Source organism: Spirosoma panaciterrae DSM 21099, from assembly GCF_000374025.1.
Taxonomy (GTDB): domain Bacteria; phylum Bacteroidota; class Bacteroidia; order Cytophagales; family Spirosomataceae; genus Spirosoma; species Spirosoma panaciterrae.
The window spans coordinates 25,564-38,504 of the sequence record NZ_KB893186.1 but is presented as its reverse complement, the minus strand read 5'-3'; the positions used below and the strand labels follow the sequence as shown (position 1 = coordinate 38,504).

Genomic DNA, 12,941 nt, shown 5'->3' with positions numbered 1-12,941 from the left:
AAGCTTATGAACCGTTTTTGCATCGTAACGTATTGCCTGCTTTGTGTAGCTTCAAACGTGTTTGCGCAAACAGAAGAACCATTACAGTATAAAATCACAGTACCCACTGGCGTGGAGCTGACGCTCGATGGAACACTCACCTTGCCCCAGAAGCCCAAAAAACCGATTCCGGTTGTTTTACTGATTGCAGGTTCAGGCCCTACCGACCGGGATTGCAATAGCGCATATGGACTAAAATCAAATGCGTTTAAAATGCTGGCTGACAGTCTGGTACAGAAGGGGATCGCCGTAGCCCGGTACGACAAACGGGGCTCGGGTACAAATCTGCAGGCAGCAGCCAGGGTCATCAAGCCGGAAGATCATCGATTTACTTTTTATGTCAGCGATGCCGTTGGGTTTATTCGGCAACTACAGGCCGACAAGCGATTCACTAAAGTATATGTGGCTGGTCATTCGGAAGGGTCGCTGGTGGGTATGCTGGCGGCTGAGGAAACCAAAGCCGCCGGGTTTATATCCATCGCCGGTGCCGGACGTACGATTGCTGATGTGATGAAAGAGCAGGGGCGAATGGCCGGTAATCCAAAGGAGTTACAGGCTGAAGTCGATAGCGCACTGGATTCGCTACGGGCCGGACAGTCGGTTCACCCGAAACACCCGATACTGAGAGCCCAGCTTTCTCCGAAATCACAGCCCGCCCTAATTTCCTGGATGCAGTACGATCCGGCACAAGTACTCAAAAAATTTCGGGGGCCAGTGCTGATTGTGCAGGGAAAAAAAGATCTACAGGTAGCGGTGACTGATGCCGAGCTTCTGAAAGCTGCCTGTCCCGATGCCCAGCTTGTGTACTTCGACCAGATGAACCATATTTTGAAAGACGTTGCCGGGACGGATAAACTGGAGAATTTTAAAACGTATTCTGATCCTGCCTTACCCATAACCTCCGGTCTGGCGACAATCCTGGCCCAGTTTATCAATGGAAAAAATAAACATTGAGGCCTGCCTCATACAGAGCCGCCAATGACCTCCAGCAACTAAACAGGCTACTTACTAACAAACGTGACCCCTAATTTGCCGAATAATGCTGCAGATAGGCTATCAATCGTTCAAAATGCATCTGTTCGTATGGATTCTGGGTTTGGTAGATGAGCAAATGTCGGTAGTGGTCGACCAGATTATCAAAGTTCGGGTTGTGATTCAGATGGGCGGCAATCAAACCCTTGTAGCAGCGATGGGTCTGATTATACACATACCGGCAAGGTTCGTCGGGAAACTCGTTCAGCAGCCGGTCAAGGGTTGGGAGCGAAGCCGTTGTCGCCAGAAAGTCGAACCCCTGCGTACTGAAAAAATCCTCGATCTGCGTACATACCGGCGTAAGATCCGCTTCAGAATGAATTTTGTACCGCGCTTTTTGAAAGCCAGCAAATCGGCACATGGACAGAATCAGGGTGTTGGCATCCGACCGAAGATCCGGCTGATTGTTCAAAAATTGCTGGGCAATCTGTTCGACCTGTTCGTGACGGCAGCCAAAATTAACGTCCAGGGTGGTATCGTCCGGATAAAAAACCGAAGACAAAATAATGTTCTGAAAGCCATTACTGGTCACTCGGCGGAACTGTTTCTTTTCCGTCAGTAAGGAGTAGGCATGGTCCGAAAAGAAGGGGGCCAGATGCTGGTACAGGTTCGTTTCAAACGAAGTAATCGTCATGGTTGACAGGCAGGCTAATCGATTCGGGTAAACGCCTAACCCGATAACGGATCATTCAGAGATTTGTTAGTAAAATTCGCTTAAAAAAATGAATAAAAGCAATATATCTGATTGAGTGGGAAACTGGAAAGCGACTGAAACTGAGCCATTCAGACGTTCGGATACGCCATGATTAATCGGAGAGAACGGATAGCGACCAGCCAATGCGAACTATCTGCCCTTGTTGTGGGTTAGAACATACACGCCCTTTAGGGAGTCGATTTTGGGGACGACCGGAATTGACAGCTTGCTGAGGTCGCGTGTAAGCATGCCGGGAGTTGGCGGAATTTCCCGACCCAAACAAATCGTCAAAACAATAACTGGCGAGTATAACTACGCCATGGCTGCTTAATCCGGAGGATTAAACAATAGCCATTGTCTCCCCGGTCTACGTGCTGCCGGCTGGATCAGGAGGCATCGAAACGCAGCGCTGGCTCGGTTTATGGTGTTAACGGCCGAGTGAGAAACAAGCACCTACGGATGAGGTTTGGTTTGGTACACACCGGGCCGATTCCCGACAATCTTAAGTGTACCTAAGCATGTAGAAAGCGCGTCGGTTTCCTTGACTGGACGAGGGTTCAAATCCCTCCGTCTCCACCTATTAAAGGCCTGTAATTCAATGAGTTACAGGCCTTTTTCTGTATTTAGAATTCTGTATGGCAAAATCGTGGCAAAACGAATTGGACAAAACCAAGATTGGGGATTTTGAGCTGGGTGAATTCCCCTGGAAGGACCCTAAACTGTCCAAACCTACCGACAATGACCTCTCCAAGCAATGGGCCGTCGTCTACGGCGTCTGGTCGTACGATGATCACAAAATCGTTCGCAAACGGATAACCATCACCGGGCCAACGGTCGATATTCGGCTGGCCAAGGCCGAGCGGATCATCAAAGCCCTAAAGGAAGTGGCCGGAAAGGTCTGGGTCGGCACCCGGCCCCAGGGCCTTCCTGAACTTAGGGTTACCCTAAAACCCGGATCGGACATTGAGGTCTCGCCCTCGCTACCCATCGCCAAGGCCGCTCACATCTACATCGCGTTTTGTAAAAAAGCCTTAGCGCCCAATACGTTTAAGTCCTACCGGACGGGCGTTATGAAACTGCTGGGGTATCTGGAGCGGCACCGGCGGGGGAACCTGGCGCTGGGCAAGCTGGAGGTAGCCGATGTGAATGAGTTTTTAAACGAGCTAATCACCGTCGAGGGGGTGTCCAACCGCACCCGCAACAACATCAAGGGCGCGTGCGGCACCTTCTTTAATTATTTTGCCAAACTGGACCGAAGTAAAAAGCTTAAGAAACAGGGCAATCCGTTCGAAGATGAGGACGTGAGAATGCTTCCCTTTGTGCAGAACAAACACCAGTCCTATTCGCTGCCTCAGCAAAAGCAGTACCGCGAGGCCTGCGAAAAATTAGGCCTGGATAATTTACTAACTTTCTGCCGCTGGATGTACTACACCCTGATGCGGCCCCATGAGGAGCTGCGTCGGCTCCGCGTGCGGGACGTACGCACCAAAGTAATTTACGTGTCGGGCGATACCGATAAAACCAATGAAGGGGATTACGTCGATATTCCCCTGCCGCTGGAGCTACTGATCCAGGAGCAGAAGATCCGGGATTATCCAGGGCATTACTTTGTGTTTTCGCAGGAAGGGACGCCAGGGCCGGTGATGGTGGGGCCGAAATTCTTTTACCGTCGGCACATTAAGGTCCTGGAGGAAATGAATCTGTTGGATAGTGGCCACGATATGTATTCCTGGAAGCATACGGGTGCCATTGCGCTCTGGACGGCTACCAAGGATATTGAACTGGTTCGGCAGCAGGCCCGGCATTCCAATATCAAACAAACCATTGAATACCTGCGTGATTTAGGCGTTCGCCTAGCGGATGACGATAAGATTCACAAGTTTCCTGTTTTTTAATTCTCTAGTTGACTTGCCGCTGAACTATCCAGTTAGGGTCTGGATCTGAAATACGTATGAGCCGGGCGAAGGCATCCTTTCGGGATTTAACAGATGCTTCGTCGAATCGTCGAAACGTAATCCAGTTGACAAAGGCCCGGTTTGTAGATATATGCAGGAAGCCTCCACCTTCTAAGTCTTTCCCATCAAGTTCAGGTACGTAGTTCACTTCCAGCGAAATAGATGGTTCGTTTTTGGGGTAGAAAGTCCAGGTGAGTTTCATGGATTTGGGCAGTCTGGAAGTATGCTTTGAAATGTAGTTACAATGTCAATAGGTGTAAGACCAGGGGAATCTTCAATTACTTGTTGAATTATTTCAGAACTGAGTTTATTTCGATTGTTCAGTCTTTGTAAAGCAGGGAAGTTTGTAATAATAAGATCTTGAAGTCCATGATCATCCATTTTACAGTACCATTCGGGAATTTTTATAGAGATTCCGTTCAGATAAGTTGTGGTCTGGAGGCTAGTCTCATTTGGCCTATTTTGTATTAAACTAATAATACTGTCTGCAAATGCTTGTAACCTTTCCGCGTTAAAATTTTCTATTGATAAACTATTCTCATTGGAACTTAGGCCTACTTCTGATTTTGCAATGATAGTGGTTCTAAGTAAATATGTGCCTAATATCACAGGATCTAAGATATAGTTCTCAATTCCATTCCTATTTCCATGCCCAAGAACTTTAAGAAATGCAGTTTCCTGCTTCTTTCCATCGTGATCAATTAAGCCATAAACAGATTGTAATCCTTCTAGTTTATTGACAATATCCTCAACTTTTTCACAAGTGCCATTGCCTGTTATGTCCGATGCTACAAAGGTTAAAGAATAATCCGTATTTAGATAGTTTTTAACTTTTGTGAATAATGATTGATAGTTTTCTGCATCATAGTTACTTTCAACAAACACCACTTTTCTATTTTCTATTTTTACACTAAGTGTAGGAATACCAACCGTTAATTTGTTAATCGCTTGATCACGGCTGAGTTCAGTTAATTTTGTCGGACCTTTTTCTAATAAGTATATTTTTGCTTCTTCTGGAGCTAGGGCAATTGTCGATGGAGAATGTGTAGACATAATAACATTAACCCCATGGTCAACGAAAACTTTTTGAATAGAGTCAAGTAGTATCTTTACATTTGATGGGTGTAATGAAGCATCAGGTTCATCAAGTAATAATAGATTATATCGTTGAATAGAATTAGTAGCTGTATTAACTGTCCTATTCTCCAAATTATAAGTGGCAATTGCAATTGCAAGTAATACTTGCTCGCCTGATGAAATATTAATATTTCCTGAAATATCATTTGTAATGATATTTCGAAAAGCCACTCTATGAAAAGCACCATTCTTTTCCCTGCCTGCTACGACTCTATATGGTAGATCGCAGCTTTTTAATATTTCATTAATGTATATAGAAGGATTCTTACCGTATTTTAATACAAACTCGTGATCCTTTAAATAAGGGACATCTCTATGTTTATATATATTTTCAAATTCTTTGTACTCATTATCATGTTTTAATTTTTCATAATGGCTGATTAAATCTCCAATCTTAACTGAAAATATATCACCACTTGGGTGACCGTATGAAAGTTCATAATTCTCCATTATGTCTTCTTCAGAAAGTTCATATACATTTTTTTGCAATTTTTCTGCTAGTTTAATATAGCCAAGAGATATTGGTGTTTTGCTATCCAATTTAATGTTGTCTTTATAGTACTTTACAAGATTCAACAAAGGATTTTCTTGTATAGTCACTCCACGAGAAATCATATTTGGATCATTAGGTGCTGAAATATCCACATTGGGAATCAAAGTTGTTATTGGGACAAACTTTGAATGAATGATTCGTCGATCATTTTCTGAATCAACAATCTGAATTGGCTGCTGAAAGTTAGATCCAGTGGCAATTGATTTCAAAAGCATTGTTTTTCCCACACCATTTAGCCCCGTTATGATTGAAAAATTTGCTAATTCAACTTCAATTGGTGTAAAGCAATGCAACTGTTTTTTAATTAGAAGTTTCATGGGGGGACAATTTTATTTTAACTCCTTAATGTTTATATACGTATGTAGAAAAGGTATTGATAGAGCCCTAGATTATCAATACTGATCTGATATTAGAAAAAAAATGGCCGTTATAGGTTCTTGGGTAACTCTATCTTCTTTTTTAACCACTCGTGAAGTGTACTTTCTGCTACACCATAACGCTGAGCAATAAATTTCTTTTCAGACTTTGTCGCCAGCAACGCTTTGATCTCCACTTCGTAAAAATCTAGTTTCGATTTGCCTGGCCCTTTAGGTCTGCCAATTAGTTTACCTTCTGCTTTTGCTTTGCGCTGACCAGCCTTGGTTCTCTCCGAAAGCATACGTAGCTCAAATTGACCCGTAGAGGCTAGGACACCAAAGATTAAATCGCTAATGGGCGAATCATTAAGAATGATGCCCTCCCGAATAAGGTGTAGTACTGCCTGTTTACTTTTAATGACTTCAGCCATCTGATGAATTTCGATGGTCGAGCGGCCCAGCCTATACATTTCTGGTTCAATAAGCACGTCGCCAGGTTGAAGCTGATCGATGATGGAGGCAATCTTTCGGGTACGCCAGGGTTTCTTACCCGAAATCTTTTCTTCTTCAAAGTTTACTTTTCCTACGTCGAGCCGGTTGGCGTACTCTAGTACTAGGAGCCGATCTTTCTGAAGGTCCTGCTCCTGGGTAGAGACTCGTAAATACGAGTAGATCTTAGGCATTTTTAGATGATTCGGTGAAAGTCTGAAAATACTAAATAAACCGGAGTCATGCAACCGGAAAAAGCCATGCGATTTAAGCCGTTTTTAAACAGTGTCAAAACGGTCGTTTATTCCATTTTTTTCTGAACCAATTTACTGTCTGAGTTAGAAAAGTTAAAACGATCTTTGTTTGGTTTGTCAGCATTCATTTAATCGACTGTTTTTTTACTGGCTATTGTGAGATTGTTTACTCTGTGCATAATCTAACCAAGATCGAACCCTAGCAATATATGGGTGGGACTTGCCTAAAAATTGTATAAAAGTTTTTTCAGCAGTTTTTAATAATTGTATTGCTTCCTCAATTCTATCTAACTTTAAGAGGGAAGTAGCTAAATCCCATTGCTTGGAAGCTACATTTGGATGGTTGCTGCCAAAGTTTTGCTGATCGCTTTGGAGGGCTGTCTCCAGTAGGACAACGGCCTCTTCATCGCGACCTAAAGCTTGATAGACTAGCGCTAAGTTAGATTGACTTATGGCTACATTCGGGTGGTTGCCACCAAAGATTTGCTGATTGCTTTTTAGAACTGCCTCCAGCAGTGCAGCGGCCTCATTGTTGCGACTTAGTGCTTGATAGACCTGTGCTAAATTGGTCTGCCTGATTGTCACAGTGGGATGGTTGTTGCCATAAGTATACTTATCGCTTTGTAAGGCTGTCTCCAGCAAGACTACGGCCTCATTATTGCGACCTAGGTCTTTATAGATCATTGCTAAATTGGATTGCTTAATGGCTACATTGGGGTGGTTGTTGTCAAAGTTCTGCTGGGTGCTTTGCAGAGCTGTCTCCAGCAGGACGGCAGCCTCTTTAATCCGACCTAAGGCTTGATAGACCTGTGCTAAATTGGACTGTCTGGTAGCTACAATGGGATGGTTTCTGCCAAAGTTCTGCTGATCGCTTTGGAGGGCTGTTTCTAGCAGGACAGTAGCCTCCTCAAAGCGGCTTAAGTCTTTATAGACCATTGCTAGATTGGATTGCCTATTGGCCACAGTTGGATGGCTGGGGCCAAAGTTCTGTAGCGCACTTTGCAGAGCTGTCTCCAGCAGGACGGCAGCTTCTTCATAGTGACCTAATGCTTTATAAGTCATTGCCAAGTTGGATTGACAGATGGACACATTGGGGTGGCTGCTGCCCAAGTTCTGCCACGTATTTTGCAGAGCTGTCTCCAGCAGGACAGCAGCCTCCTCATGGCGGCCTAAAGATTGATAGACTGTCGCAAGGTTGGATTGACTGATGGCCACATTAGGGTGGTTGCTGCCCAAGTTCTGCCACGTATTTTGCAGAGCTGTCTCCAGCAGAACAGCGGCTTCCTCAAAACGGCCTAAAGCTTGATAGACCAGACCTAAATTATTTTTTAATCGGGCTACTTCTAGTTCATCTTGATAAGTTACAGGAATAGTGTTTAACAGAAACTCCCCATATCTTCTAAGTGGATATACACCTAGCGCATTTGGATTTTCAACAATTTCTAAGAGTTGACAAATGGAGTCAATAAGAACTTTTGACTGATCCCAGTCAAAAGGAACTTGGTAGTGGATGATCTGCTGGAGTAGCCGATGTAATGAAAAATTATGATTACTTCTCATCAGCCAGCCTTTTTTGGCTAATTGATTAAGGGTATTATCAAGCATTTGCTGGCTATCTGGATCCTCGAAGCCTAGCCAGGGAGCTAATTGCTCTTTTGCTGTATACGATTCAGGTGGCAATAAGGCAATCTGGCTTAAAAGTGTTTTCTCCTCATCGGTCAATTCGGCGCAATCAAAGGCCTGCATTAAATGTAAATAGACCTCCGTTTCATCGGGATGGTGTTCGGTTTCAATTTTCCGCTGTAAAGCCGGATCACTAAGGGCCCGCGTTTTAATTTTTTGCAGTAAATCAGCAATGGTTAAACTGCCATGATGGGCTTCGAGCGTTTTGGCAAATAACTCAACGGTTAAGGTATGATACTCAATAGCTGCTAATAGAGCTGAAACTTCTTCAGAAGAATAACTATAGGTATAATGCGTAGTAAAGAGCTTAGTAGCTGCTTCTTCACTAAGTCTATCCAAGGGTAAAACGGTATACCCGGTTAGAGTTTGCCGGGATGTAATTAAGACCTGCCAATTGGGAGGCTTTGGTAAATGGTTACGAATGGCTTTCTCACCGGCATCGGCTCCGGCGTTGTCAACAACGAGTAAATTGGATCCCTCCAGATTAGAAAGCGCATTGGCAATTAACTCAAACCGATGCTGCAGGGATTCCTCCTTCGGGTTATACGGAACGCTTAGGTTTGTAAAAAGCACAAGATGGTCGGCCAGGACTTCCTTCAGACTTCCCGATACCAGCTTCCCTTTTATAGTTGCATCCTGTTTAGTTACGTCGATCCAGCAGATATGATCATAGTCTTTGAGATGAAGCTGGACGAATCGTTTGGCAAGTGTCGTTTTACCTATGCCTCCCGTTCCATTCATCAGTACGACTTTGGAGCTAGCCTGTAGGGTTTCTTTTAATGTAACAAGCTCTTCTTGCCGACCAATGAATTCATCACCAAACGAGGGGATTGCTGTCAGATAGCGAGGAATGAGTTTTTTAGTCGGTAGTCCTGATTCGACAAGGTCGATGACTTTATCGACCTTGTCTTCCGTTCGATTGGCAACGGCTTCGATACGGTTAAGCTGCACAAGTACTGCGTCCAGCTTTTGCGTAAACAGAATAGGAATCTGCTTAATATCTTCGTCTAACTGGTGAAGAATCGCCGATTGAGTAGGTGAGAACTGCCCTGTAGCCAGCTTCTCTAGTTCGGCTAGTATTTTCTGCTGATCAGCCAGGATCAGTTTTTGATTTTTAAGTCCTTCTTCCAGAACCCATATCTGGAAGGCTTTAAAGGCTTTGAGATTGTCTTCTGCCTTTAAGGCTTCTTTATACGACGCATCAAACAGTAAAGGCAGTTGTTCCCTAAAAAAGACCCGTAATTTTTTCCATTCAGGATGGGTTTGATCAACTCGGGAAACCGTAAATAGGTAATCGGTCAACTGATCCAGACAATCCGAATGTTCACCTGTCAGATAGTTTTCCAGATCGGTCTTCTGGTAGGTCGTAAAACTCAGCTCTGCTTTCAAATCCCGCTCCATGGTCGTTAACACGTCTTCAATAACGGCGAACGGATTTTGGAGTGATTCCCGCCAAGTGAGCTGACTGTCGGCTTTTAGTTTATCCAGATACAGGCGCTTGATATAGCCAACCGCCCGGATCATTGACTCTTTGATCAGTTTATCCAGATCATGGTTCAGATCACCCGGATGCGTTTTAATCAAAAACTCTTTGAATTGCGCGTAGTCCAATACGCTAATGAAATGCTCTGTAACATCTGGGGCAAAGGCTTTGGCAATCTGGGTAGCCGCTGAGGCCAGGGTAACGGCACCAGTCAGGGCATCACCGGTTGCACAGGTAACGACCCCTTTCGCCATTAGACTGGTTAACAAGGGTAAGTTTTTAGGAAGGTTATACATTAGTGGGATACATTTCAAATCTAAAAATACTAATCAGTCTCTAATCATAAAGCTTTCTACCTGTTTAGTAGGCGCTTAGGAACAGTAAAAAAAGCCTGACCGAATCCGATCAGGCTTCCGTTGAGAATAAAGATTAACAGACTTAGTTCGACGGTTTCTCTCTGATCTGTTCGAACATGTCGGCAAGCTGGTGGAGGTCTCTATATAAATTGGCTAAATGCAAAGGTGTAGTGATTTGTGGATCGTGTACAGTTACGTTAAGTGTGCGTATAGTTCGGTTAATGACAACCCTGCCACTTGTGTTGATTGAAGTGTTACCTGGCCGATCTAAAACATTGAGCGTCTCAAAAAGAGGAGCAACGTCGTACTCCCGGCCCGATTCCGGGTCTAAGACCCAGATTGAGGTATGGTTCATATTCTGAATAGAAGAATGAATAAAAATTAAAATAAGTATACTCAATATGTACACTTATTCATTTCTAACGCTGAGGCAAAAGGGCGTATTTTAATGAAAGGTCTATAAACCGTAGCCTCACTCTTTTTGTAAAAGCTTGTAAGACATTGTGTTAAACAAAGTTTATGTTTTTCTCAGTTCTTCCAGTTCAGCGGTTATCTTTTGAAGACCCACCTGTAAAACTTTCATTTTTACCTCCAGAATAAGTTTGGTTTGTTCCAGTCGCTCGATGCGGCTGGCGGTGCGCTGGGCTTTGGTGCGTTGGGCCATGAGAAAGGAAAGCAACTGGGACCCTAGAGCTGAGGTTCGTTACGCTGCTGGTTCATACACCACAAAGGAATCTGTCTAAGCGCATCCAGGTTCATTAATGGTAGTAAAACTACGAAAAAAGCCTGGCCATCTGGCCAGGCTTCTACCTATATATATAGGTATCGTTAGAGCAACTGCGTGAGCTTGTCGATCTCAGTCTGTTGCAGCTTTTGAAGCTGCCAGAGCCGTTCGAGTTTCGCTTCGATGATGATCCGGCTTTGGGTAAGAGCCAGAATCCGCTGGCGGATCTGCTCGGGCGATGGCATCGGTTTGTTTTCCATAATTAGTTGCGGTTAAACTCGGCCATGGCTTCGAACATATCGTGCAGCAGGTACAGGTCATAGTTGACGTTCTTCTGATCGGTCGCATCACCATCCCAGGAGAGATTGACCCGGCGAATGATCCGGGCCACCAGGTGTTTGAGGCCCGCTACCGAACCTTCCGGCGTTTCGCCCGCAGCTTCGATGGTGTCAAATAAAGGGGCAATGTTGATGTGGCGTCCCGTGCTGGGGTTCTTCACCAGAATGGGGTCTTGGATTACTCCGGTTTTCGGCATAGTTTTATGTACTCAAAAATGGGTGAAACTTCGGTTTTGCTCATGGCCCGGTAGATGCGAACTACCGGGCTTTTTTATTCTTCTAATTCCTGGGCAAATAAGGTTGCCTGGTTGGTGTCTGTTTTATTGAGGGCGCTAAGTTGCTTATCCAGTTTTTTGATTTCTCGTTCTGCTTGCTTGATGATCTTTGTGTCAGCCTCATTGCTGGTTTGGATACGCTCCTGAGCTTTCAGCTTCTGAGCTAGCCACCCATTTCGCTCTGTTAGTATTTTTCGGCGCTGAGCTATGGACTCTGGTTTGATGGGGCCTCTGTTCTGGAGTATTTGGTCTATGGTTGAGTAAACCCACAATTCAAATCGAGGGCTTAGCCAAGCGGCAAACTTGAGTGCTAATATTCTGTGCATCCATGTTCCGTGACGATGGTTAACACGCACAATATCTTCTTCAGTTTCGATTCCTAAAAGCCGTGAATTCTCGCTTTCACTAATGTCTGAGTTACGGGATTTCCCGTAACTCAGACACTCTATAATGAATGCCTTTGTCTGATCTAGGCGCAAAAAGTCATTAGTCTTTTTGCCAAAGACTTGAGCCATTTCTGTGGCGTTTACCATCAGTGTGTGGCCGCTTAGATCGAATTCGATCTCCTGATCTTCGTAGACGTACTTGATAATTTGATCTTCCATAATTGATATATTTTTTTACTGTAAACTACAGTAAAAAGATTTAAAAAATCAAATTGTTGTAATAATAATTTTTGAAATAAAAAATACCTTTACAGCATAGCTTTTTATAGACATGGCAAAAACAACAGTTGATATATCAGAAAAAGCCCACAAGGAGTTATTGAAGATTCAATTAGACAGGAGACTTGCAGGCGAGAAGAATGTTACTATCAGTTCTTTGGCTAGTGAGTATTTGGATAAAGCTTTGGGCGTAAATGGTAAAGAAGACTCGTCTCAAAAGTGATTCCTTGTAGAGCCTATAATAAAAACGGCCACCTTTAAAGGGTGGCCGTTTTTAATTTACGATTGATACTGCAATCGCTCCGAATAGGCTACCGAATAGACCTTATCCAAATGGTCGTGCCGTTCAGCTACCCTGAGCATCGATTCGTTTTTCCGCCTGGGCAACCAAGGGAGGTAGACCCCGTAATAAGCATGTACAAGTTGATAAATCCGCTTCCAGATAGTTAGCTCCGATTCACCCGATAACCGAGCAATATCGGTAACCAGAAGATAGACCTGGGTGCGGTAAAGATGACCGCTAACTGGTTGGTTTGATGGGGTTGCATAGTTGCCCCCACCCACGTAGCTTTGCTCCGTAGACATTTGACGTAATGGTTAGATGTGATACATGCCCCTTCGCTGCTTCTGCCAAGATCCTAGCGTTGGGGTTTTTTTGTTTTGTAAACTATTGATTTACAGATAAATATACTCAAAAAAAGTTAATTTTAGAGCCATTGCTACGGCTTTTTGCCTCACTTTTTTGGGTAGGGGAGACCCTTTTCTACGGGAGAATAGCCTGCGTGAGAAAAAAACTTTTTTTTAAAAAAACGCGCTAAAAACCCTCCGCGATCATCCGCGAAATCCGCGAAACGCTAAAAACGGCCTTTCCAGGGAGCAGAAGCCATCCGCTACAGCGACCGCATCGG

At 44.2% G+C, this 12,941-nt stretch carries 13 protein-coding genes and 1 other RNA gene; 4 read left to right on the top strand and 10 right to left on the bottom strand.

Annotated elements, in window-relative coordinates:
• Nucleotides 1–6: 6 nt before the first annotated feature.
• Nucleotides 7–993: an alpha/beta hydrolase family protein gene (locus tag B153_RS0116790; RefSeq protein WP_020597896.1), complete on the top strand. Its 987-nt coding sequence runs from the start codon at nucleotides 7–9 to the stop codon at nucleotides 991–993.
• Nucleotides 994–1,063: 70 nt separating this feature from the next.
• Here B153_RS0116790 and B153_RS0116785 read toward each other — a convergent pair whose 3' ends face one another.
• Complete coding sequence (locus tag B153_RS0116785) at nucleotides 1,064–1,705, bottom strand: hypothetical protein (protein ID WP_020597895.1); 642 nt, start codon at nucleotides 1,703–1,705, stop codon at nucleotides 1,064–1,066.
• A gap of 264 nt (nucleotides 1,706–1,969) precedes the next feature.
• Between B153_RS0116785 and ssrA the strand changes: the two genes are divergently transcribed.
• Nucleotides 1,970–2,344, top strand: a transfer-messenger RNA (tmRNA) gene (gene ssrA, locus B153_RS37105).
• 56 nt (nucleotides 2,345–2,400) lie between these two features.
• Nucleotides 2,401–3,660, top strand: a complete 1,260-nt coding sequence (locus B153_RS0116780) for a phage integrase N-terminal SAM-like domain-containing protein (protein ID WP_020597894.1) — start codon at nucleotides 2,401–2,403, stop codon at nucleotides 3,658–3,660.
• Between the two features lie 4 nt (nucleotides 3,661–3,664).
• On the opposite strand, the gene B153_RS0116775 is transcribed toward B153_RS0116780, so the two are convergent.
• From B153_RS0116775 to B153_RS36725, 8 genes are all read right to left on the bottom strand, one after another.
• Nucleotides 3,665–3,922, bottom strand: coding sequence for a hypothetical protein (locus tag B153_RS0116775; RefSeq protein WP_020597893.1), 258 nt, complete (start codon nucleotides 3,920–3,922; stop codon nucleotides 3,665–3,667).
• Nucleotides 3,919–5,727 (bottom strand): AAA family ATPase, encoded by a 1,809-nt coding sequence (locus tag B153_RS0116770; protein WP_020597892.1) that lies wholly within the window; start codon nucleotides 5,725–5,727, stop codon nucleotides 3,919–3,921. The genes B153_RS0116775 and B153_RS0116770 overlap by 4 nt, the downstream gene beginning before the upstream one ends.
• A gap of 110 nt (nucleotides 5,728–5,837) precedes the next feature.
• Nucleotides 5,838–6,449 carry a recombinase family protein gene (locus B153_RS0116765; RefSeq protein ID WP_020597891.1) on the bottom strand — a complete coding sequence of 204 codons (612 nt, stop codon included), beginning with the start codon at nucleotides 6,447–6,449 and terminating at the stop codon, nucleotides 5,838–5,840.
• A 204-nt stretch (nucleotides 6,450–6,653) separates the two neighbouring features.
• Nucleotides 6,654–9,929 carry a tetratricopeptide repeat protein gene (locus B153_RS0116755; RefSeq protein ID WP_020597890.1) on the bottom strand — a complete coding sequence of 1,092 codons (3,276 nt, stop codon included), beginning with the start codon at nucleotides 9,927–9,929 and terminating at the stop codon, nucleotides 6,654–6,656.
• 619 nt (nucleotides 9,930–10,548) lie between these two features.
• Nucleotides 10,549–10,695: a hypothetical protein gene (locus B153_RS37705; RefSeq protein ID WP_020597889.1), complete on the bottom strand. Its 147-nt coding sequence runs from the start codon at nucleotides 10,693–10,695 to the stop codon at nucleotides 10,549–10,551.
• 164 nt (nucleotides 10,696–10,859) lie between these two features.
• Complete coding sequence (locus B153_RS37700) at nucleotides 10,860–11,015, bottom strand: hypothetical protein (RefSeq protein ID WP_020597888.1); 156 nt, start codon at nucleotides 11,013–11,015, stop codon at nucleotides 10,860–10,862.
• Nucleotides 11,016–11,017: 2 nt separating this feature from the next.
• Nucleotides 11,018–11,290, bottom strand: coding sequence for a hypothetical protein (locus tag B153_RS0116740; protein ID WP_020597887.1), 273 nt, complete (start codon nucleotides 11,288–11,290; stop codon nucleotides 11,018–11,020).
• Between the two features lie 74 nt (nucleotides 11,291–11,364).
• Nucleotides 11,365–11,973: a KilA-N domain-containing protein gene (locus tag B153_RS36725; protein ID WP_020597886.1), complete on the bottom strand. Its 609-nt coding sequence runs from the start codon at nucleotides 11,971–11,973 to the stop codon at nucleotides 11,365–11,367.
• Nucleotides 11,974–12,085: 112 nt separating this feature from the next.
• Here B153_RS36725 and B153_RS37695 point away from each other — a divergent pair, with 112 nt between their 5' ends.
• Nucleotides 12,086–12,256, top strand: a complete 171-nt coding sequence (locus B153_RS37695; protein ID WP_020597885.1) for a hypothetical protein — start codon at nucleotides 12,086–12,088, stop codon at nucleotides 12,254–12,256.
• A 56-nt stretch (nucleotides 12,257–12,312) separates the two neighbouring features.
• On the opposite strand, the gene B153_RS0116725 is transcribed toward B153_RS37695, so the two are convergent.
• Nucleotides 12,313–12,618, bottom strand: coding sequence for a hypothetical protein (locus tag B153_RS0116725; RefSeq protein ID WP_020597884.1), 306 nt, complete (start codon nucleotides 12,616–12,618; stop codon nucleotides 12,313–12,315).
• Between the last annotated feature and the right edge of the window lie 323 nt (nucleotides 12,619–12,941).